The 21,761-nt window shown below is 63.0% G+C and carries 21 protein-coding genes; 11 read left to right on the top strand and 10 right to left on the bottom strand.

What is annotated here, in order from left to right; genetic code table 11:
- Positions 1 to 35: 35 nt before the first annotated feature.
- Together DNK59_RS06195 and DNK59_RS06190 are read right to left on the bottom strand one after the other, a co-directional pair.
- Complete coding sequence (locus DNK59_RS06195; protein WP_092318694.1) at positions 36 to 434, bottom strand: carboxymuconolactone decarboxylase family protein; 399 nt, start codon at positions 432 to 434, stop codon at positions 36 to 38.
- Positions 435 to 573: 139 nt separating this feature from the next.
- Complete coding sequence (locus DNK59_RS06190; RefSeq protein WP_146249883.1) at positions 574 to 771, bottom strand: hypothetical protein; 198 nt, start codon at positions 769 to 771, stop codon at positions 574 to 576.
- Between DNK59_RS06190 and DNK59_RS06185 the strand changes: the two genes are divergently transcribed.
- Together DNK59_RS06185 and DNK59_RS06180 are read left to right on the top strand one after the other, a co-directional pair.
- Positions 761 to 1,147 carry a cytochrome c family protein gene (locus DNK59_RS06185; RefSeq protein ID WP_092318690.1) on the top strand — a complete coding sequence of 129 codons (387 nt, stop codon included), beginning with the start codon at positions 761 to 763 and terminating at the stop codon, positions 1,145 to 1,147. The two genes, DNK59_RS06190 and DNK59_RS06185, sit on opposite strands and share 11 nt — an antisense overlap.
- Before the next feature lie 31 nt (positions 1,148 to 1,178).
- A complete protein-coding gene (locus DNK59_RS06180; protein ID WP_110722613.1) occupies positions 1,179 to 2,309 on the top strand; it encodes a lysozyme inhibitor LprI family protein in 1,131 nt (376 codons plus the stop codon).
- A 46-nt stretch (positions 2,310 to 2,355) separates the two neighbouring features.
- On the opposite strand, the gene DNK59_RS06175 is transcribed toward DNK59_RS06180, so the two are convergent.
- Positions 2,356 to 2,592 carry a hypothetical protein gene (locus DNK59_RS06175; RefSeq protein ID WP_256596299.1) on the bottom strand — a complete coding sequence of 79 codons (237 nt, stop codon included), beginning with the start codon at positions 2,590 to 2,592 and terminating at the stop codon, positions 2,356 to 2,358.
- A gap of 125 nt (positions 2,593 to 2,717) precedes the next feature.
- On the opposite strand from DNK59_RS06175, the gene DNK59_RS06170 reads away from it, so the two are divergent.
- Complete coding sequence (locus DNK59_RS06170) at positions 2,718 to 3,566, top strand: hypothetical protein (RefSeq protein ID WP_110722612.1); 849 nt, start codon at positions 2,718 to 2,720, stop codon at positions 3,564 to 3,566.
- A 79-nt stretch (positions 3,567 to 3,645) separates the two neighbouring features.
- On the opposite strand, the gene DNK59_RS06165 is transcribed toward DNK59_RS06170, so the two are convergent.
- The 3 genes from DNK59_RS06165 to DNK59_RS06155 all read right to left on the bottom strand — a co-directional run bounded on the left by DNK59_RS06165 (position 3,646) and on the right by DNK59_RS06155 (position 6,286).
- Positions 3,646 to 4,935: an OprD family porin gene (locus DNK59_RS06165; protein WP_092318682.1), complete on the bottom strand. Its 1,290-nt coding sequence runs from the start codon at positions 4,933 to 4,935 to the stop codon at positions 3,646 to 3,648.
- 238 nt (positions 4,936 to 5,173) lie between these two features.
- The gene (locus DNK59_RS06160; protein WP_060842195.1) at positions 5,174 to 5,563 is read right to left on the bottom strand and encodes a nuclear transport factor 2 family protein; all 390 of its coding nucleotides are present in this window, start codon (positions 5,561 to 5,563) and stop codon (positions 5,174 to 5,176) included.
- Between the two features lie 27 nt (positions 5,564 to 5,590).
- Positions 5,591 to 6,286, bottom strand: coding sequence for a DsbA family protein (locus DNK59_RS06155; protein WP_110722611.1), 696 nt, complete (start codon positions 6,284 to 6,286; stop codon positions 5,591 to 5,593).
- 261 nt (positions 6,287 to 6,547) lie between these two features.
- Here DNK59_RS06155 and DNK59_RS06150 point away from each other — a divergent pair, with 261 nt between their 5' ends.
- Complete coding sequence (locus DNK59_RS06150; protein WP_110722610.1) at positions 6,548 to 8,647, top strand: TonB-dependent siderophore receptor; 2,100 nt, start codon at positions 6,548 to 6,550, stop codon at positions 8,645 to 8,647.
- 60 nt (positions 8,648 to 8,707) lie between these two features.
- Here the strand turns inward: DNK59_RS06150 and DNK59_RS06145 are convergent, their stop codons facing one another.
- From DNK59_RS06145 to DNK59_RS06130, 4 genes are all read right to left on the bottom strand, one after another.
- Positions 8,708 to 8,908 (bottom strand): hypothetical protein, encoded by a 201-nt coding sequence (locus DNK59_RS06145; protein WP_092318676.1) that lies wholly within the window; start codon positions 8,906 to 8,908, stop codon positions 8,708 to 8,710.
- A gap of 238 nt (positions 8,909 to 9,146) precedes the next feature.
- The gene (aguA, locus tag DNK59_RS06140; RefSeq protein ID WP_110722609.1) at positions 9,147 to 10,253 is read right to left on the bottom strand and encodes an agmatine deiminase; all 1,107 of its coding nucleotides are present in this window, start codon (positions 10,251 to 10,253) and stop codon (positions 9,147 to 9,149) included.
- A 5-nt stretch (positions 10,254 to 10,258) separates the two neighbouring features.
- Complete coding sequence (gene aguB / locus DNK59_RS06135; RefSeq protein WP_110722608.1) at positions 10,259 to 11,137, bottom strand: N-carbamoylputrescine amidase; 879 nt, start codon at positions 11,135 to 11,137, stop codon at positions 10,259 to 10,261.
- 266 nt (positions 11,138 to 11,403) lie between these two features.
- Positions 11,404 to 14,322 (bottom strand): aminotransferase, encoded by a 2,919-nt coding sequence (locus DNK59_RS06130; RefSeq protein ID WP_110722607.1) that lies wholly within the window; start codon positions 14,320 to 14,322, stop codon positions 11,404 to 11,406.
- A gap of 239 nt (positions 14,323 to 14,561) precedes the next feature.
- Between DNK59_RS06130 and rfbB the strand changes: the two genes are divergently transcribed.
- From rfbB to DNK59_RS06095, 7 genes are all read left to right on the top strand, one after another.
- Positions 14,562 to 15,644: a dTDP-glucose 4,6-dehydratase gene (gene rfbB, locus DNK59_RS06125; protein WP_110722606.1), complete on the top strand. Its 1,083-nt coding sequence runs from the start codon at positions 14,562 to 14,564 to the stop codon at positions 15,642 to 15,644.
- Positions 15,641 to 16,516 (top strand): glucose-1-phosphate thymidylyltransferase RfbA, encoded by an 876-nt coding sequence (rfbA, locus tag DNK59_RS06120; protein WP_110722605.1) that lies wholly within the window; start codon positions 15,641 to 15,643, stop codon positions 16,514 to 16,516. Before rfbB ends, rfbA begins: the two co-directional genes overlap by 4 nt.
- Positions 16,513 to 17,058, top strand: a complete 546-nt coding sequence (gene rfbC / locus DNK59_RS06115) for a dTDP-4-dehydrorhamnose 3,5-epimerase (protein ID WP_092318664.1) — start codon at positions 16,513 to 16,515, stop codon at positions 17,056 to 17,058. Before rfbA ends, rfbC begins: the two co-directional genes overlap by 4 nt.
- Entirely contained in the window at positions 17,055 to 17,936 is an 882-nt protein-coding gene (rfbD, locus tag DNK59_RS06110) for a dTDP-4-dehydrorhamnose reductase (protein ID WP_110722604.1), read from the top strand. The genes rfbC and rfbD overlap by 4 nt, the downstream gene beginning before the upstream one ends.
- 34 nt (positions 17,937 to 17,970) lie before the next feature.
- On the top strand, positions 17,971 to 19,779 hold the full coding sequence (locus tag DNK59_RS06105) for an ATP-binding protein (protein WP_110722603.1): 1,809 nt from the start codon (positions 17,971 to 17,973) through the stop codon (positions 19,777 to 19,779).
- A gap of 74 nt (positions 19,780 to 19,853) precedes the next feature.
- Positions 19,854 to 21,260, top strand: coding sequence for a sigma-54 dependent transcriptional regulator (locus DNK59_RS06100; RefSeq protein WP_110722602.1), 1,407 nt, complete (start codon positions 19,854 to 19,856; stop codon positions 21,258 to 21,260).
- Between the two features lie 37 nt (positions 21,261 to 21,297).
- Positions 21,298 to 21,753 (top strand): YiiD C-terminal domain-containing protein, encoded by a 456-nt coding sequence (locus tag DNK59_RS06095; RefSeq protein ID WP_110722601.1) that lies wholly within the window; start codon positions 21,298 to 21,300, stop codon positions 21,751 to 21,753.
- Positions 21,754 to 21,761: the final 8 nt, after the last annotated feature.

Raw genomic sequence — 21,761 nt, 5'->3', positions numbered from 1 at the left:
TTACCAGCTGACGCAGGGCGGGTTCCTGCAGCGGCCTAGGCGGCCTTGGCTTGTGAGTGGTCTTTGACATACCGGACGATACTCAACGTTTCCTGCTGGAACTGCTCATAGTCAATTTGCTGGGCATTAATGAAAGTGCTGCCCATCATGGTCAATGCCCCCATGAAGCTGGCTTCGGATATTTCTTCGTCGCTGGCGCCAAACAGCCGCGCAGCTTCCGTATGGAAGAGGGCGCAGTACTTGCAGCGAGTCGCCCCGGACACTGCCAGACCTATCAACTCTTTATATTTATTAGGAATTTTTGTCTCAGCCAGCCAAAAATCCCGTGCCATTCCCCAGAATCCATTCGCCCCGCCTTCCGGCATCTGCTTGATCCACTCAGGTACCTGGCCCAGGGCCTGCTCAATTTCCCGATAGGTATCACGAACATCCACTTGACACCTCCTTGCCTCTGCAACGATCTGTGCTTCAGAGGTACAGATTCAGTCTAGTACTCCGCCAGTGACACAAGCGCCGGCAGCAGGACTGAACCCGCGGTGCAGGTTTAAACCTCGTAAAAACAAGAGGATGGATTTAGATTTTTTCTGCTGCGATGAGCGCCCTCTCAGCACCCAAGGTTCTCAAGCCGGTCGGCAGAAACACGAGGCGCCTGTTGTTTCGGGTGCCTGCAGCGGCGTCACAGAAAATTGCCGCACGTTCTCCCGAACAGAGGCTCTTCATGATCAAATAGCCGCCGATTTCCGCTGCATGCAGACAGAACATGAAGCCCATCGCCGTATCGATCCTGACCCTGTTGCTCCACTCCCTGCTGTTCAGCGCGCCGACCATGGCCGGCGATGCCGAGGCCGGTGCCAAGCTGTTCAAGCGCCTGTGCAGCGGCTGCCATAACATCGGCCCTTCAGTGCGCAGCTCATTCGGGCCGCAGCTCAACGGCATCATCGATCGACCGGCCGGCAGCGCCGCGGACTATCAATATTCAACCGCCATGAAGTCATCGGGCATTGTCTGGACCCGGGACAAGCTCATCCAGTACCTGGAAGACCCCAAGGCCGTGGTGCCCGGCACGCGGATGATTTTCTGGGGACTGAGCGATGAGGAAAAAATCGATAATCTGCTGGCCTATCTGCAAACCTTCCCCGCCCCCTGATCTGCGCTCGCTTGCCTACAAGGATGTTTTGATGAAGTTTCCTCTGCCGTCGCTTGTCGTTACGGGCCTGGCCCTGGCTGCGTGCATGTCCCAGGTGCAGGCCGCCGGTTTCGACTGCGCCAAGGCCTCGACCCTGGTGGAAAAAACCGTCTGCGCCACGCCGACCCTGTCCGCCCAGGACGATGAGTTGAACCGCCGCTACAAGACGCTCAAGCACCTGCAGGTGTTTCGCTTGTTGCAAACCCAGTGGCTGCGGGAAGTGCGCGACACCTGCATCGACAGCGACTGCCTGGAGTCGGCCTATCGGGCCCAGGTGAAAATGCTCACGCTGTTGCCGATCCCTCCGGCACCCGCCAAGGGCGACTTGCTGCCAATGGACCCCACCCGTCAGTACCGCCTGCAGGACCCTGATGACTGGCAGCGCTTCACCTTGGCCAGGTTCACCGCCGCCCCGCCCCAGGGCGATCAGCAGGTCGTCGACGCCCAGGTGCTGGATGGCGTGCTGCATGTGGTGCTGTTCGTCGGTCAGTACCAGAGAGGGCAGGAAGGCTATGTCGGCACCCTCTACGAATACGCTGATGACCAGCCCGGCCTGTACCCCATTGCCCGGGATATCGGCTTTGTCGGCTGGGCCACTCCGGGGGCCAACGATCAGGGGCAGCGCTTCGCCGGCATCGTCGACGGGATGTTCTATTTCCGCCAGCGCAGCAGCGGCGAGTTGCAGCACAGCATGCGCTATCGCCTGGGCTCGCGCAGTGCGCCCGAAGCCAGCCAGCAGGTGTTCCAGTCGCCCTCCAACACCCTGCGCCATGCCCGGGCAAGGGTCGGCCAGGATCTCAATCAGGAGAACTACAGCCTGTCCCTGGATTACGACCGGCAGAGCAACAACACCTACTCCGAGAACGTCACCGAGCACAATGAAGTCGAAGCCGGCTGGAGCATCGTCAATCCCACCTGGAGCGAAACCCGCCCGGTGATGTACTTCGATAACGAGGGGCCGCGGGCCTGCATCTGGCGGGTCGACGTGCAGTACAAGGTGCTGTCCAAGATCGTCCCGGAGCATGAGGCGATTTCAGCCCGTCCCGTGGATATCCATGGCCGTGAGGCGGTGGTGTACCTGGAAGGCGATCAGCTGAAGTTGGCGATCAATCCGGATGACTGACGGGCAAGGTTATTGAACAAAAAGGCTCGCCATGCGACGAGCCTTTCTAACAGAGGTTTGAGCGCTGCAGCCACTTCATGGGGCTCACCCTCGGCAATACCCCCCCCCCCCAGAACAGCAGGTTACCCACCGACTTCAGCGACCGGGCTTCGTTGTAGTAGCCCAGCAAGCGCACACCGTTGACCAGCAGCGGCTGTTCGAACGCCTGATAGTGGCCGCCTTCCTGCAAGGGGTTCATCGCTGGCTGGCCGTGGGCGATGCTGGCGACGCTCAGCAGGCACATGCCCGAAGCAGGGTACGGAACATCGACATGATCCGTGACAGAAAGGAGAGGCGAACTGTAACAAGATTGATATCGGCCAAGCACTTGCCGAGAATCTCTGCCCTGCCCTCAAGGACCACCCGCAGATGGAACTGTCAGAAAGACTACTGAAAATCCTCAAGAACAATCCCAGCTGGATCGGGCGGGTGTATGAGTCATTCATCATTTCGGCGATCAAGGACTTCGAGCGCAACAATCCACCGGCCCATAGCCCCGACTTCGATCCAGCGACCAACCAGCGGCCTTACGGTTACTGGCACAACAAGCTGTTCGACCCGGTCAGCGAAGACAATGGCGAAACCGACGTGGCGGATATTTACTTTGGCTATCCGCAACCACTCCTGGATTCGTGCAAGGTCACCACTGATCCCCTGAACGAAGACAAAGACTGGTTCTGCCGAACCACCTGGAACGGCTGGGCGGTGGAGGTCAAAACCAAGCTCGTCGACAGGACAGAGCGACCTCTTCGTCACATGGCCTATGCCAACGAACTGAAAACCGCGCTGCCGGTGTCTCCCAAGGCCGCCTGGATGCAGACCCGCAACGGCGAGGAATTAACCAGTAATCAGCTCAAACGACGCTGGGCAGACCTCTACGTTTATATCCTCTACCAACTCGACGACGGTATACCGGACTTCACGGGCGCTACCGGCACCTACACCATGGTGATCCCGACCTTCATCTTGAATGAAGCCTTGCAAGGCAAACCCGACAGCGCAAAGACCCTACAGCTCAATGAACTCATAAAGGTTCTGGGTGCCGATCACCTGCGCTACTTCACCCTTCTGACGGAACACATTCCAGGGAAAATGCTCCAGCTCGCCAGTGAGCATTGGCAAGAAATGTTTGCCTACAAGCGTGAAGGCGACGCCTTAAAAAGACACTGGTACGAAAACACCCACCTGCCCTCCCAGGCAAAATCCCGCAAGCGATAAGCGAACATGAAAAAGCCCCGAACCAGTCGGGGCTTTTTGCACGACAACCACCCAGAATCAGGTGGTGATCAAACGCTCATCAGAACACGTTGATCGGGTAGTCGACGAACACCCGCAGTTCGTTGCCGCTGTCGTTGTACTCGCTGGATTTCTGCGATACGCGCAGGATCGAGCTGCGTACCTTGACGCTCAGGTCCTTGGCCGGGCCGCTCTGCACCACGTACTTGAGCTGGTTGAAGATTTCCCGCTCGGTGCCGCCGGTGGAGGTCGAGGTGGTGATGTTGTCGCCACGCACGTAGGCCACGTTGTAGGTCAGGCCCGGTACGCCGAAGGCGCCGAAGTCCAGGCCGTAGCCCAGCTGCCAGCTGCGCTCGTCTTCAGCGTTGAAGTCGGACCAGTAGGAGTTGGCCAGGTAGATGGTGCCGCCGCCATCGCCCACGCGGTTCTGACCACGCTGGTAGCCGCCGTAGGCGTAGCCCAGGTGGCTGTCGCCGGTGCTGCGCTGGTGCGCCAGGGTGAACGAGTGCGGGCCCATGGCGTAGGTGGCCGCCAGGCTCCAGATCTTGTTGTCCTGGCCGCCGGCGCCGGCATCTTTGGCATAGGCCTTGTCCAGCTTGGTCTGGTAGCCGTTGAAGTCCAGGGTCAGGGAGCGATCGGTGGCCAGTGGGAACACGTAGTTCAGGTTGACGTATTGCTTCTTCAGCACGTCTTCGACGTCGGAAGCGTACAGCGCGCCCTTGAACTGCTCGGTGAACTGGTAGCTACCGCCCAATACGTTGATCGACTTCAGGCCACCGCTGTCACGGCCTTCGGCGCTCTTGCGCGATTCGGCGGTGAAGCGACCGGCGTTCAGCTCCAGGCCCTTGATCTCCTTGGAGGTGATCAGGGTACCGGTGTAGCTTTCCGGCAGCAGGCGCGCGTTGTCGTAGTTCAGGACCGGCAGGGACGGCATCTGGTCGCCGTAGGTCAGGACGGTGTTGGACAGGCGGAACTTGACCGCGGCGCCGGCCTTGGCCAGGTCGCCTGCTGGGGTCTGGTTGCCGTGCTCGCTGCGCTTGAAGAAGTCGATGCCCTGGCCGCCGCTGTGGCTGCCTTTGTCCAGGCGCAGTGCATACAGACCGAAGGCATCCACGCCCACGCCCACGGTGCCTTGGGTGAAGCCCGAGGAGAAGGTGCCGATGGCCGCCTGGCCCCACTCGCTCTGGTCACGGTTACCGTCTTTCTTGTCGCGATCGATGTAGGCGTTGCGCAGCAGCACTTTCAGACTGCTGTCTTCAACAAAACCCTTGGCGTCGGCCTGGCCATCGGCCATGGCTTGTGTAGCGCTCAAAATCCCCAGTGCAATCAGGCAGATCCGCTGTTTCAACATTTTATTTTCCTTATTACGGTTAGAGACGCGCTGTGAGCACTCACGGCTATGGCGTTTAAACGCTCTTCTACCGACGAAACAAAAGACCCGCCCACGAGGGATCGCGGCGGGCCTTTTATTATTCTGAAATATGGCTCTTGGCCACAGGCGTTGGGGGCGAATCCTATCTGCGCCCTGAACAACGTGTCAATTTCGTGAATCGTCTTTGAATAGCTGAAAATATTCTAAGAACTGCGTGCTAGAGCATTGCCAGCTGCACGCTGTGGCTGTCGACGAATTGTTCGAAGTGGGTGACTTTGCCGTTTTTGAGGGTCCATAAATGGGCCACCCGTACATCGATCGGCTTGCCCGATGCCTTATAGATGCCTTGGTAGTTGCCATAGGCGAAGACCTTGTCGCCCTGGGCCACGTAGTTTTCCACCTTGAAGGTGAAGTCCTGCCATTCCGAGCCCAGGCGCTTGAAGACATGCTCCAGCACCGCCTCGAAGCCGACGTAGGTGCCGGCATAGGGAAAGCCCGCCGCTTCGGTCCAACGTGCATCGGGGGCCAGGGCCGCGGCGGTGTTGCGCGCATTTTCCTGGGAGTTGGCACCTTCGTAGGTGCTCTTGATCAACGCGAGGTTATCCATGGGTGACTCCATGCAGGTCAGGTGAGATCAGAGCGCACAACCGTCCAGGCCACAGGCCTGGACGGCGCCGTCTTGCGGGCCGGAACCAGCGCCCAGGGAGGTTTTCAGCCAGTGGGCAAAAGCCTCCGGTTTGCCCAGCCAGGGGCTGATATCGAGCAACTGATAGCGACCATCGCGCTCCAGCACCAGGGTCGGAAAACCCTGACCACCGACTTTGGCCAATAGCGCGCGGCTGGCCTTTATATGCTCATCCAGCTCAGTGGCCGTAGCCCGATCGAGAGCCGGGGCAAATGCCTCGACAGCCAAGCCCAGGCCCTGCGCCAGTTCCAGCAGGACTTCGCGATCGGCAATCCGCCGGCCTTCCAGGTAATGGGCGGTCTGCAGGCGTCCCAGCAATTGCAGTCCGCGCCCATCCAGGGCCTCGGCCGCCAACACGGCGGCAATCGGCGGCGCCGAATCGAATACCGCCGAGTGGTCGCGCAGCAGGCCTTCGAAATAGGCCTGGCCGAAAGGTTGCCCGGTGTACTCGGCAATGCGCCGGTCATGGGGCATGACGTAATCGCGCAGCTGTGGCGACACCGGCTGGCGGTTGCGGCCGGTCATCATGCCGCCCCCATGGGCCTGCACCGGCAACACGGCCAGGGCCGCCTGCACCAGCGGCTTGGCGCCGTAGCACCAGCCGCACAACGGGTCATAGATGTAGTGAAGGGTGGCCGAGGACATGGGGACTCCAACAGGATCTTGAGTGTTCGATGGCATGCAGACTATGCCCCGGACGCCAGGGGAAAAACCTCGAAATGGTTTTTAGTCTGTTGCGCGAACCGGACGAATCCCTTTGTTTAGTCCGTGTATGCGGGCAGATACGGCAGCGACATAATTAGAAACAATAGAGCAAGGGAACCTTTAGATAATAATTAACGTTAGCAAATAGCACGCATTATCATTCGCGCCCATCGACTCACCTGCCTTTCGGATGCGCTTCAGATGCCTGCCCATTTCCGCCTTACGCCCCTGTCCCTGGGACTCTGCACCCTGCTGACCGCCGGTTTTGCCTGCGCCGCCAGCACCTCCCTGCCAACCACCTCCATCAGCGTCGAAGCCGAGGCCGATCCCGACGATCCCCGGGTCAAGGAAGTCAGCACCGCGACTCGCACCGCCACCGCTGCGCGCTATGTGCCCCAGGCCATCGATACGATCAAGACCGCCAACGTGCTGGACTACGGCCACAACGATCTGGGTAGCGCCCTGAGCGGCATTCCCAACGTCAGCAGCGGTGCCGACACCCGCTTCGACAGCCTGCGGATTCGCGGTTTCGACGCCAGCAACGACTTCTACCTGGACGGCATCCGCGACGACAGCCAGTACGTGCGCGACCTGCACAACATCGAGCGCATCGAAGTGCTCAAGGGCCCGGCAGCCGTGCTCTACGGCCGTGGCAGCCAGGGCGGTATCGTCAATCGAGTGAGCAAGCTGCCGGAGTTCGGCCGTCGTTCCAGCGTCGAAGTCCAGGGCGGCAGCCAGGACCTGCGCAGCCTGTACGCCGACCTGAGCGCCGACCCGACGGAGAACCTCAGCCTGCGCCTGAATCTGGGCAACCAGGACCAGAACAGTTTCCGCGACGGCGTCAGCGGCAATCGCCAGCTGTTCGCACCGTCCATGAGCTGGCAACTCACCCCGGAGCTGAATTGGCTGGTGCAGTACGAATACAGCCGCTACAACCGCACCCCGGACCGCGGCATCACCAGCCTCAACGGCCGCCCGGCGAACGTCGGGAAGGAAACCACCTACGGCGACCACCGCGACTACATCGATGACAAGGCCCAGTCCCTGCGCTCCAAGCTGACTTACGAGCTCAACGACAGCTGGCAACTGCGCCACACCTTGGGGCTGTTCAAGCTCGACAGCGATTTCGACAACACCTACCAGACCGGCTACAACGCCAGCACCGGCAAGGTGCAGCGCCAACGCTGGCAGCAAGACCTGAAGACCCGCAACATCTACAACAACAGCGAACTGGAAGGCCGCTTCGACACCTTCGGCCTGGAGCACCGCCTGCTCACCGGCCTGGAGTTCGGCAGCCAGCGCCGCGACCCGATCCTCTACAACGCCGCCACCTCGGGCCCCGGCAACCAGGAAGTGCCTGCCGTGGACCTGTACAACCCCAACCCGTACCAGAGCCATACCGGGCGCATGCAGGTCTGGAGCAACAACCACACCGAGGTGGAAAGCCGGGCGCTCTACGTGCAGGACCAACTGCGCCTGAACGATCAGTGGCAACTGCTGGCCGGACTGCGTTACGACAATTTCGAGGTGCAGACCACCAACCGTCGCACCGGGGTTTCCGACAGCCGCGACAGCCACAGCGTCAGCCCGCGCCTGGGGGTGGTCTGGACGCCGCTGGAGCACCACTCGTTCTATGCCTCGTGGAGCAAGTCGTTCGCGCCGGTGGGCGGTGGCCTGATCGGCATCACCCCGAACGCTGCTGGCAACGGCAACGACCTGAGCCCGGAGCTGACCCGGCAGAAGGAAGTCGGGGTCAAGAGCGACTGGCTGGACGAACGCCTGAGCACCACCCTGGCGGTGTACGAACTGGAGCTCTACAACCGTCGCACCACCGACCCACTGGACCGCAACATCATCCTCATGACCGGCCTGCAACGCTCCCGGGGTATCGAGCTGTCCGCCAGCGGCAAGCTCGTCGGCAACTGGTACCTGCGTGGCGGCATCGGCTTGCAGGACGCGGTGGTGGTCAAGGACAACAACGGCTTCGAAGACAAGCGGGTGAACAACGTGGCCAAGCGCAATGGCAGCCTGTTCATCACCTGGAAGCCGGAACTGGGCTGGTACGCCGAAACCGGCCTGACCCTGGTGGGCGACCGCTACGCCGACAGCAGCAATACCGTGGTGCTGCCGGGCTACGGCCGCTGGGATGCCCTGGCCGGCTACCGGCACAAGGACTGGGACGTGCGCGCGGCGCTGAACAACATCGCCGACCGCGAGTACTACAGCTCCGCCACCAGCGCCTTTCAGATCCAGCCGGGCGAACCGCGTAGCCTGGTGGTTACCGGCAACTACCGCTTCTAAAACGACCGGCGAAAAAAAAGCGCTGCCATCCCGGCAGCGCTTTTTACAATCCGTCGTTTTCTATCCTTTGACCACATCCCACAGTGCCTGCAGTTCCGCCTCGCTGAGCAATCCAGCGGGGTAACGCTCAACGATGATCCGGCGCGGATCAGGTTCCCTGATCTGACGCGTTCCATTGGACTTCAACCATTGCGCCAGAGCCTGCAGCGACTCGTTACTCATTGCCAAGGGATGGGATGCACGCTCGCTGACCATGTTCATTCCAGCGCTCTCTCCTGGTTCCTGAGCGACTTAACTTATCCAAGGTTTATGACAGAACAACATAAGTTCCACATGTCTCAGAATCACTTCATGGCAGATACAAGAGCTATGCCAACGTGTCTGGTGTGCCGACATACGGCCATGAAAAAGCCCGCAACCCTTCTGGGCTGCGGGCTCGCTGAAAAGCCTCAGGAGTGATACAGCGACCGGCCTTGCGCGGTCGCTGTTACAACGGCACTCAAACTCGCCGTGGCGCAGGCTGCTGTTGGGTAAGGCAATGGATATTGCCGCCCCCCAGTAACAGTTCGCGCCCCGGCACCATCACCACTTCATGCTCGGGGAACAGCGCCTGGAGGATGGACTTGGCCTGGGCATCCATCGGATCGTCAAAACTCGGGGCGATGATCCCGCCATTGACGATCAGGAAGTTCACATAGGAACCGGCCAGGCGCACGGAAGGATTGCGCTCCTGACTGCCCTGCACCGCATCGACCCCGGCGCATTCCTCTGCGGTGGCGTACAACGGGCCGGGAATCGGCATCTTGTGCACCTTGAAGGTGCGCCCCTTGGCGTCGAGGGTGTTTTCCAGCACCTGCATGGCCGCCCGGCAACGTGGATAGTTGGGGTCCTGGGGGGCGTCGGTCCAGGCCAGCAACACTTCACCCGGACGCACGTAGCAGCAGAAGTTATCCACATGACCATCGGTTTCGTCGTTGTACAGGCCGTCCGGCAGCCAGACGATCCGCTCCACCGCCAGGTGCTCGCGCAACACCGCCTCGATCTGCTCGCGAGACAGGTGCGGGTTGCGGTTGTGGTTGAGCAGGCACTCCTCGGTGGTGATCAGGGTGCCTTCGCCGTCGACGTGAATCGAGCCGCCCTCAAGCACGAAACCTTCGGTGCGGTACTCCTGGCAACGCTCGATTTCCAACACTTTGCTGGCCACTTGTTCGTCACGATTCCACGGCGAGTACAAACCGCCCTCGAAACCGCCCCAGGCATTGAAGCCCCAGTGCACACCGCGCACCTCGCCGCTGTGGTTGATGACGAAAGTCGGGCCGGTGTCGCGGACCCAGGCATCGTCACTGGACATTTCCACCAGGCGGATATTGGGCACGTCCAGGCGCGCCCGGGCGTTTTCATACTGGGCCGCGGACACCGCCACGGTCACCGGTTCGAAACGGGCAATGGCCTTGGCCACCGCGGCGTGGGCGGCCTGGGCCGGCTTGCCGCCCAGGCGCCAGTTGTCCGGACGCTCGGGCCAGATCATCCAGGTCTGGGTCTGGGTCGCCCATTCGGCCGGCATGTAGAAACCGTCGGCGCGCGGCGTGCTGTGCAAAGTGCTCATAGTGTTCAGGACTCCAGGGAACCGTCGAGGGTTTTCAATGCGCCATAGAGGTTAGGACGGCGGTCACGGAAACTGCCCCAGGCGCTGCGGATGTGTTCGAGCTCGTCGAGGTCGAAGCGGTGCACAAGGATACCTTCTTCAGTTTGGTTGAGCTCCTGAACCTTCTCGCCGAACTGATTGGCGATGAAGGACGAACCGTAGAAGGTGATGTCGTAACCGTCCTGCTCTTCGTTGCCGATGCGGTTGCTGGCAATCAGCGGCATCAGGTTGGCCCCGGCATGGCCCTGCTGTACGCGCTGCCAGTGATCACGGGAAGAGATGTTGCTGTCGTGGGGCTCGCTGCCGATGGCGGTGGGATAGAACAGCAGCTCCGCACCTTGCAGGGCCATGCTGCGGGCGCACTCGGGGAACCACTGGTCCCAGCAGATGCCCACGCCGATCTTCGCGTAGCGAGTGTTCCACACCTTGAAGCCGGTATCGCCCGGGTTGAAGTAGTACTTCTCGTGGTAGCCGGGGCCGTCCGGGATGTGGCTTTTCCGATAAATCCCCAGGTTGCTGCCGTCGGCATCGATGATCGCGATGCTGTTGAAGCGCGCCCGCCCGGCCAGCTCGTAGAAGCTGATGGGCAGCACCACCTGCAGCTCTTTGGCAACTTTCTGGAAATGCGCGATGGCGACGTTGCGGTCCACCGTGGTGGCCAGTTGCAGGTAGTCCGGGTTGGGCTTCTGGCAGAAGTACGGGGCCTCGAACAGCTCCTGGATGAGGATGATCTGCGCGCCCTTGGCGGCGGCTTCACGGACCAGTTTTTCGGCGGTTTCGAGATTGGCCTCAAGGTCCCAGGAACAGGCCATCTGGGTAGCGGCGACGGTAACGATACGGCTCATGGAACAACTCCCGGGCAATGGACGCGGTCGATGACAATGGGAAAAGGTCGGGACAGGGTAGGGCCGTGCCCGGCGACGGCCACTTTATATCCGATAAATATCGACTTTAGAAGCTTAAAAAATCGTATCCGTGGATAATTTCCGATAAAAAGCCGATAACAATCGATTATTCATAAACACATTCGCCGGCAAGCCGGCTCCTACAGAGGGGGTGTAGGAGCCGGCTTGCCGGCGAATGGAGAGAAACGCAAGCGAACGACGAGCCCTTACAGCTCCTCGCCCAGCACCTTGTCCAGCATGTCGACGAAGAAATCCACGCTCTGCCGGCTGGTGACCATCGGCGGCTTGATCTTGAGGATGTTCAAGTAATCACCGGTGGGTTGCATGAAGATCCCCAGTTCCCGCAGGCGATCGCACAGCAGGGTGGTTTCCTCGGTGGCCGGCTCCAGGGTCTGGTGATTGCGGATCAGCTCCAGCCCCAGGTAGAAACCGGAACCGTGCACCGCCCCCACCAGCGGATGCCGCTCCTTGAGCGCCTCCAGGCGTTGCTTGAAGTGTTCGCCCACCACCCGGGCGTTGTCCCAGAGCCCTTCCTCTTGCATCACATCCAGCACCGCGAGGCCAATGCGGCAACTGACCGGGCTGCCGCCGGACGAGGAAAAGAAATAGCCTTCGGCCTCCAGCGCCTCGGCGATCTCGCGCCGGGTGATCACCGCGCCCAGAGGCTGGCCGTTGCCCATGCCCTTGGCCATGGTGATGATGTCCGGCACCACGCCCTGCTCCTCAAAGCCCCAGAAGAACCGGCCCATGCGCCCGTAACCGACCTGGACCTCATCGGCGATGCACACTCCGCCCCGAGCCCGGACCCGTTCGTAAACGGCCTGCAGATAGCCCGGCGGCAGGGAGATGCCCCCGGCATTGCCATACACCGGTTCGCAGATGAAGCCGGCCAACTGGCGGTCCTGCTGCTCCAGCTTGTGCAACTGCTGGTCGACGCTGCGCAGATACTGCGGTGTGCTGTCCGCGCCGCGGAACTCGCCACGATAGGTATTGGGCGCCGTGACCGGGTGCACCCAGTCCGGGCGACTGGTGAGGGCCTGGGGGTTGTCGGCAATGGAAGTGGATACCGCATCGGCCGCCACCGACCAGCCGTGATAGGCCTCCAGCACGCTGAGCATGTCGCGCCCACCGCTGTAGGCCCAGGCCAGGCGGATCGCCAGGTCATTGGCCTCGGTGCCGCTGTTGACCAGGAACACCCGGTCCATGGAGTCCGGCGCCAGGGCCAGCAGGCGCTCGGAGAATTCGGCGATCGCGGCATAGTGAAAACGCGAGTTGGTATTGAGCAGCGACCATTGCCGTGCCGCCACGGCCGCCATGCGTGGATGGCCATGGCCGAGCACCGCGACGTTGTTGAGCATGTCCAGGTAGGAACGCCCCTGCATGTCGATCAGGTGATTGCGCCAGCCGCGTTCGATCCGCGGCGGGTCGACATAGTAGTGCTTCTGCGAGCGCGCAAAGCTGGCATCGCGGCGCTCCAGCAGGGTCTGTGGATCCAGCTCCGGTTCGGCGTCGCAGGCCAGCCCCAGCAGCGCCGCTGGCGAGGGGCACAGGGCTTGCCAGGCCGGGGCCCGGGACGGGCTGCAAAACAGCGGCGGGTCCAGTTCGGCTCCCCGGCACAGCTGGACCTTGAGCCGGCCATCCGCCGCCACTGCGCCCAGCACCTGGCCCTTGACCAGGGCCGCCCCCGGGTGCAGTGAAGGCTCGACGCCCCACAGGTGCACGCTCAGGGTCGGGCCATCGAGGCGCAACAGGCCTTGCTCGCCACGGTGCAGCACTCCGGCGAACGGCGCTTCCACCGCAGTGCCCGCCGGTACTTGCAGTTGCACGTGCAGGGCGCAGGTGGAAGGTTCCTCGGCACTGTCGGGACGAGTTTGCGACAAGCGGTACTGGCCATAACGACTGGCGGCCAGGCCATGGGCGGCGCCGGCTTCGGCCAGCAGCCGATCATCGATCCCCGGTTGTTCCCAGTTGCCGGCTTCGAAGTGCGGGCTGAGCACGCCCAGGTCGATCAGGGCAAACTCGCGGCCCACCAGGCTCGGCAACAGCGGGGCGAAACCCTCGCTACCGATGGCTGGCAACGCCTGGCCGACGGCGCTGAGGATGGCCGCTTCCATGAACTCGAAAGACACGGAACTGGCCACCCGGAAAATTTCCCACTCATGGGCCAGGTTCGCGCGGGAGTAGTCGTTGCCCGGATCGATGCTGACCTGCTGCTCGCCACTGAGCACCAGCACGGCGGCACGCGCCACGATCAGAGGCCAGAGCGCCAGCAGCTCCGCCCGTTGCAACGGATTGACCTGATGGTAGGCCTGGATCGCCGCCAGGATGCGCAGCGGATCGCCCTCGGCGTGATGCAGCAGTGCCGCGCAGGTCACCGACAGATCGGTGATGCGCCAGGTGCGGATCAGGTCGCCAAAATCAATCACCCCCTGCAACTGCCAGTGACGCAGGGCATCGCGCTGCCAGACCACGTTGTCATCGGTGATATCCATATGGATCGCCTGCACCGGCAACTGCGCAAGCAAAGGTTGCAGCCGTCGCTCGGCCCGCTGTGCGCTGTCGGCGATCAAGGCCCGTTGCTGCGGATCGCGGATCACCGGCAACAAATGCCCGATCAGCGCCTGGGCATGCCGCGCATCCCATTGCAGGGTGCGCTCCAGGCCCGGGTGCTGGAAATCCGCCAGGGCCAGGTCCATCTGCCCGCAGAGCCGACCCAGGCCCGCCACCAGTTCCCCGCCCAGGTGCGGCAGGTGGGTCAGGGAGCGCCCTTCTATATAGTCCAGCAGACGCACGTGCAGCGCTTGCCCGGCGATCTCCAGGGACAGCAGGTCCGCACCGTTCTTCGCCGCAATCACCCTCGGCACTCGCAGTTCGGGATGTTGCTGCAGATGCTTGAGCGCCGCGTGCTGCGCCTGCAACTCCAGGACCGAATAGTCGCCGCGACAGATCTTCAGGACAAAGCGCCCCTGGGGACAGTCGAGGCGATAGTTGAGGTCCTGCTGGCTGCCCAGGGACTGCAGGGTCCCCTGCAGGCCGTAATGGGTTTCCAGCAGGTCCAGCGCTTGCTGCGCGCTAACCTGGGGACTGGGCAGACTGGCACGGTGGATCAAGGTGGCGAGCAACATACCACGACCCCTGGAATTGTTATCGGGCGCTTATATCGCCATTGTGCAGGGTGTTGTGCAAGCCCCGCACACGACACAAAGGAAGACTCCGATCCACGATAGATGCCAGTGAACGCACCACAACCGACTGACGACAGTGGCTCATCAAGCAGCGCCTATTGCACCTGGGGCAGGTTGCCGACAAGCTATGCTGCATTTTTTGCGGTAAATGACCGTTTTTAGGAAACAGGCCACCCCTCATGCGCATTCTCGTTACTGGCGGAGCCGGTTTTATCGGCTCGGCTCTGGTCCGCCATCTGATCCAGCACACCGAACACGAAGTGCTTAACCTGGACAAACTGACCTACGCAGGCAACCTGGAATCGCTGCAGAGCATCGCCAGCAACAGCCGCTATGAGTTCGTCAAGGCGGACATCGTCGACCAGGCCACCGTCAGCGCCGTGCTCGCACGCTTCCAGCCCCACGCAATCATGCACCTGGCCGCAGAGTCCCACGTCGATCGTTCCATCGACGGGCCATCCGACTTTATCCAGACCAATATCGTCGGCACCTACAGCCTGCTGGAGGCCACCCGCGCCTACTGGCATGGATTGCCCGAAGCAGAAAAAGCCACTTTCCGCTTCCACCATATTTCCACCGACGAGGTCTATGGCGACCTGCACGGCGTCGATGACCTGTTCACCGAAACCACGCCCTACGCCCCCAGCTCGCCCTACTCCGCCAGCAAGGCCGCGTCCGACCATCTGGTCCGCGCCTGGCAGCGCACCTACGGCCTGCCGGTGCTGATCACCAACTGCTCCAACAACTACGGCCCGTTCCACTTCCCCGAGAAACTCATCCCGCTGGTGATCCTCAATGCCCTGGCGGGCAAGCCGCTACCGGTGTACGGCAATGGCCTGCAAGTGCGCGACTGGCTGTATGTCGAGGATCACGCCCGGGCGCTGTTCAAGGTGGTGACCGAGGGCGTGGTCGGCGAAACCTACAACATCGGCGGCCACAACGAACAGAAAAATATCGACGTGGTGCGCGGCATCTGCAGCCTGCTGGAAGAACTGGCACCACACAAACCCCAGGGCGTCGCCCACTACGCCGACCTGATCACCTTCGTCCAGGACCGCCCCGGCCATGACCTGCGCTACGCCATCGACGCCGGCAAGATCGAACGGGAGCTGGGCTGGGTACCGGAAGAAACCTTCACCAGCGGCCTGCGCAAGACCGTGCAGTGGTACCTGGAAAACCTCGAGTGGTGCCGCCGGGTACAGGACGGCAGCTACCAGGGCGAACGCCTGGGCGCCACCGACATCAAGGATCTGATTGCATGATCAAAGGCATTGTTCTGGCGGGGGGCTCCGGCACCCGTCTGCACCCCATCACCCTCGGCGTTTCCAAGCAACTGCTGCCAATCTATGACAAGCCGATGATCTACTACCCGATCTCGGTGCTAATGCTGGCCGGCATCCAGGACATCCTGATCATCTCCACCCCCCAGGACCTGCCGCAGTATCGCAACCTGCTGGGCGATGGCAGCCAGTTCGGGGTGCGCTTCAGCTACGCCGAGCAGCCTTCGCCGGATGGCCTGGCCCAGGCCTTCCTGATCGGCGAGGCGTTCATCGGCGATGATCCGGTGTGCCTGATCCTCGGTGACAACATCTTTCACGGACAGTACTTCGGCGAACAACTGCGCGACGCCGCCAAGCGCAGCTCCGGGGCCACGGTGTTCGGCTACTGGGTCAAGGACCCGGAGCGTTTCGGCGTCATCGATTTCGACAGCGAAGGCCGTGCCCTGTCCATCGAAGAGAAACCCACGAAGCCGAAATCCAGCTACGCCGTCACCGGCCTGTATTTCTACGACAACGACGTGGTGCAGATCGCCAAGGCGGTCAAGCCCTCGCCCCGCGGCGAACTGGAGATCACCGACGTCAACAACGCCTACCTCAAACGTGGCGACCTGCATGTGGAACGCTTCGGCCGGGGCTTCGCCTGGCTCGACACCGGCACCCACGACAGCTTGCTGGAAGCCTCGCAGTACGTGCAGACCATCGAGCACCGCCAGGGCCTGAAAGTCGCCTGCCTGGAAGAAATCGCCTACGAAAACCACTGGATCAGCCGCGAGCACCTGCTGGAGCGCGCCGCCTATTTCGGCAAGACCGGCTATGGCCAGTACCTGTTCACCCTGGCCGGGGAAGCGCAATGAAGGTCATCCCCACCAAGCTGCCCGGCGTGCTGATCATCGAACCCAAGGTGTTTGGCGATGAGCGCGGTTTCTTCTACGAGAGCTTCAATGCCAGAGCCTTCGAAGAGGCCACTGGTGTTCGCGTGGATTTCGTCCAGGACAATCACTCCCGCTCGCAAAAAGGCGTGCTGCGCGGCCTGCACTATCAGTTGCAGAACACCCAGGGGAAACTGGTGCGCGTCACCCAGGGCGAGGTGCTCGACGTCGCGGTCGACATCCGTCGCAGTTCCCCCCACTTTGGCCAATGGGTCGCGGTGCGGCTGTCGGCCCAGAACCATCGCCAGCTCTGGGTGCCGGAAGGCTTTGCCCATGGCTTCGTGGTGCTCAGCGACTTCGCCGAGTTCCTCTACAAGACCACTGATTACTACACACCTTCCGCCGAGCGCAGCATTCGCTGGGACGACCCGACGCTCGCCATTGACTGGGAGCTCACCGAGCCACCGCAACTGTCCGCCAAGGATCAGGCAGGTACCTTACTGGCAGAGGCTGAAGTCTTCCCATGACCACCCCCTTGAAAATCCTCATCAGTGGCCAGCACGGCCAGGTTTCCCGGGAGCTGCAGCAGCGACTCGGCGACCTGGGCGAGCTGGTGGTCCTGGGCCGCGGGCAGCTGGACTTGAGCCACCCGGAGCAGATCCGCCAGCAAGTACGCGCCGTGCGACCGGACCTGATCATCAATGCTGCCGCCCACACCGCGGTCGATCAGGCCGAAAGCGAGCCGGAGCTGGCCTTTGCAATCAACGCCAGGGCCCCCGGGATCTTCGCCGAAGAAGCCCAGGCCCTGGGCGTGCCACTGATCCACTACTCCACCGACTACGTGTTCGACGGGCGCAAGGACACGCCCTATGTGGAGGACGACGAGCCCAATCCACTGGGGGTCTACGGCCAGAGCAAACTGGCTGGCGAGCGGGCCATTCGTGAGGTTCAGGGGCAGCACCTGATCCTGCGCACCAGCTGGGTCTATGCCAGCCATGGCAAGAACTTCCTGCTGACCATGCAGCGCCTGCTGCAGGAGCGCCCCGAGTTGCGGGTGGTGGCCGACCAGATCGGCGCGCCGACCTGGGCCGGTAGCATTGCCAACAGCACTCGGGCCCTGATCGAACGCTGGCTGGCCGGCAGAGCGGGTGCCTGGGGCACCTACCACCTGAGCGCCCAGGGCGAGACTTCCTGGTTCGGTTTCGCCCAGGCCATCGGCGAGCACTTGCTGGCCAACGGCAAACCCTGCGCAGTTCTGCAAGCCATCCCCGCCAGCGCCTACCCGACACCGGCCCCGCGGCCGTTGAACTCGCGCCTGGACTGCAGCCGCCTGGCTCGGGAATGGGGCGTGACCCAGCCAGACTGGCACAGCGCACTGCGCGAGTGTCTTGCCGAGCAGGGCTAGGCATAATGCGCCTGTATCCACAGGCGCCATTTCCATGACCGCACCCCTTCCCCGTCGTCCCCGCTGGCGCAGCCTGGCCTTGCTGGCCCTGTGCCTGGCGCCGCTGCTGTGGCCGCTGCAACACTTGGCCGAACGCTACTACCGCAACGAGCTGACCAGCCAGAATCGCCAGACCCTCGACCTGTACGTGGCCAACCTGCTGGGCACCCTGCACCGCTACGAAGTGCTGCCGCAGATTCTCGGCGACCTGCCGGCCCTGCGTGCCGTGCTCGGCGCGCCCGACGATGGCGTGACCCAGGGCAACGCCAACCGCCTGCTGAAAAACATCAGCGCCCAGACCGGGGCCGAAGTCATGTACCTGATGGACGCCAGCGGCAAGACCCTGGCGGCCTCCAACTGGGACAAGCGCGACAGCTTCGTCGGCCGCAATTTCGCCTTCCGCCCGTATTTCAGCGAAGCCATGGCCGGGCGCCTCGGACGTTTCTTCGGCCTGGGCACCACCTCGGCCAAACGCGGCTACTTCTTCGCCGCCGCGGTGCGCGACGGTGAGCGGATTCTCGGCGTGCTGGTGGTCAAGGTCGACCTGGACCACACCGAAAGCCTCTGGGGCCGGACCCCGGAGCAATTGCTGCTGACCGACCACAATGGCGTGGTGATCATCACTTCGCGCCCCGAATGGCGCTTTCGCGCGACCCGTCCCTTGAGCGATGAAGAACGCCAGGCGATCGTCGCCATCCAGCCCTACCCGACCCAGGACCCACGCCCGCTGAACCTCAATCCCGATGCCTGGCTGACCCAGACCCAGCAGATCGAGGAAACCCATTGGAGCGTCAGCATCCTCGCTCCGCGCACCCTGATCGATCGCCCGGTGCGCACCGTGGTGGCGGTCGGCGCAGCGGCGCTGCTGGTACTGATGCTGCTGCTGGGGCTGATGATGCAGCGCCGCCGCCATTATCTGGAACGGATCGCCTTCGAAGCCAAGGCCCGGCGTGAACTGGAAATGCGCGTGGCCGAGCGTACCAGCGACCTGGAAAGCCTCAACCGGCGCCTGAAACAGGAAGTGCTGGAGCGTGAAACCGCCCAGCAGGAACTGGTACGCGCCCAGGACGATCTGGTCCAGGCCGGCAAGCTCTCGGCCCTGGGCACCATGTCCGCGAGCATCAGCCACGAACTCAACCAGCCCCTGGCGGCGATCCGCAGCTACGCGGAAAACGCCGAGGTGCTGCTGGACCATCAGCGCACCGATGATGCCCGGGGCAATCTCAAACTGATCAGCGAACTGACCGGGCGCATGGCCTCGATCATCGCCCACCTGCGGGCCTTCGCCCGACGCGATCATCACGCCCCGGAGAGCGTGGCCCTGCAGCCGGCCCTGGATGACGCCCTGGCCCTGCTGGCCAAGCGGCGCCGGGCCATGGAAGTGGAACTGATCCGCGACCTGCCGGCGGCCACCCTGTGGGTCGAGGCCGGGGAAACCCGCTTGCGCCAGGTGCTGGGCAACCTGCTGGCCAACGCCCTGGACGCCCTGACCGAAAAAGGCCCGCCGCGCAAGCTCTGGCTGAGTGCCGAATCCACCGCCACGGGCGTCAACCTGTACATCCGCGACAACGGCCCGGGCTTCTGCATGGAAGCCCTGGGCCGCGCCGGAGAGCCGTTCTACACCACCAAGACACGGACCCAGGGCCTGGGCCTGGGGCTGGCGATCTGCGACACCCTGATGCGCGCCTTCGGCGGTGAGCTGTCGTTCGCCAATCACCGCGAAGGCGGCGCCCTGATCACCCTGCGCCTGCGCGCCGGCGCCCCCGGAGTCAGCCTGCAGCCCTCCGAGGATCGCGGGGTATGAAGCGCAGCGGCAATCACCTAGCAACCACGCCCGGCCCGGCGTTGCCGGCCACGACACGACCTGGAAAGTGAGCGATGACCCGTCCCGACAGCCTCGACCCTCAGTTGCAAGTGGTGTTGATCGACGACGATCCGCACCTGCGCCAGGCCCTGAGCCAGACCCTGGACCTGGCCGGGCTCAAGGTGCTGTCCCTGGCCGAAGCCCAGGGCCTGGCGCCGCGTCTTGAGCGAGACTGGCCCGGGGTGGTGGTCAGCGACATCCGCATGCCCGGCATGGATGGCCTGGAACTGCTCAACCAGCTGCATGCCCAGGACCCGGAACTGCCGGTGCTGCTGATCACCGGCCACGGTGATGTGCCCCTGGCTGTGCAGGCGATGCGCGCCGGCGCCTATGACTTTCTGGAAAAGCCCTTCGCCAGCGACGCCCTGCTGGACAGCGTGCGCCGCGCCCTGGACTGGCGGCGCCTGGTGCTGGACAACCGCAGCCTGCGCCTGGCCCTCAGCGACCGCCAGGAACTGAGTGCGCGGCTGGTGGGCCAATCGGCGCCGATGCTGCGCCTGCGCCAGCAGATCGGTGCGCTGGCGGCGACCCGCGCCGATGTGCTGATCCTCGGCGAGACCGGCGCCGGCAAGGAAGTGGTGGCACGCGCCCTGCACGACCTTTCCGCGCGGCGCAACGGGCCCTTCGTGGCGATCAATGCCGGGGCCCTGGCCGAGTCGGTGGTGGAAAGCGAGCTGTTCGGCCATGAACCCGGGGCCTTTACCGGCGCGCAGAAGCGCCGCATCGGCAAGTTCGAATTCGCCAACGGCGGCACCCTGTTCCTCGATGAAATCGAAAGCATGAGCCTGGATGTCCAGGTCAAGCTGCTGCGCCTGCTCCAGGAGCGGGTGGTCGAGCGCCTGGGCGGCAACCAGCAGATCCCCCTGGATATCCGCATCATCGCCGCCACCAAGGAAGACCTGCGCCAGGCCGCGGACCAGGGGCGCTTCCGCGCCGACCTCTACTACCGCCTGAACGTCGCCCCGTTGCGCATTCCACCACTGCGCGAACGAGGCGAGGACGTACTGATGCTGTTCCAGCACTTTGCCGACGAGGCCAGTACTCGCCACGGCCTGCCGCGCCAGGAACTGCAACCCGGGCATCGTGCCCTGCTGTTGAGACACCCTTGGCCGGGCAACGTGCGCGAGCTGCAGAACGCCGCCGAGCGCTTTGCCCTGGGCCTGGAGCTGGCCCTGGACAACAACGAGCCGGAACAGGGCCCGGTCGCCGTCCCGACACTGATCAGCGGCGGCTTGAGCGAGCAGGTGGAACACTTCGAAAAGAGCCTGATCGCCGCCGAATTGGCCCAGCCCCACAGCTCGATGCGCAGCCTTGCCGAAGCCCTGGGCATTCCGCGCAAGACCCTGCACGACAAGCTGCGCAAACACGGCCTGAGCTTCGCCGACAACGGTGCCAGCCAGCCCGGCGATGAATCCGAATGAACCGCAGCAGCCACCCTTCCACCCTAGAGGCCCGTGCATGAACCGCGACAGTCGATACCTGGAATCCATCCTCCACCACGACATTCCCCTGACCCGGGACATGGGCCTGAAGGTGCTCGACTGGCAGGCGCAACAACTGCGCCTGCAACTGCCGCTGGAGGCCAACGTCAACCACAAGAGCACCATGTTCGGCGGCAGCCTGTATTGCGGCGCGGTACTGGCCGGTTGGGGCTGGCTGCATTTGCGGCTCAAGGAAGAAGGAATTGATGACGGGCATATCGTCATCCAGGAAGGCCAGATCAGCTACCCGCTCCCGGTCACCGGCGATGCCGTGGCCATCTGCCCGGCGCCGGAAGACAAGGTCTGGAAGAAATTCCTTTCGATGTACCAGCGCTACGGTCGTGCCCGCCTGACCTTGCACACCCGGGTGGTCAACGTCGGCAGCGAAGCGGACGCGGTCCGCTTTGCCGGCCAGTACGTCCTGCACCGCTGACCCGTTTC

Origin of the sequence: Pseudomonas sp. TKO26 (genome assembly GCF_003225665.1) — a bacterium.
Classification (GTDB): Bacteria; Pseudomonadota; Gammaproteobacteria; order Pseudomonadales; family Pseudomonadaceae; genus Aquipseudomonas; species Aquipseudomonas saponiphila.
This window is presented reverse-complemented; position numbering and strand designations above follow the sequence as displayed.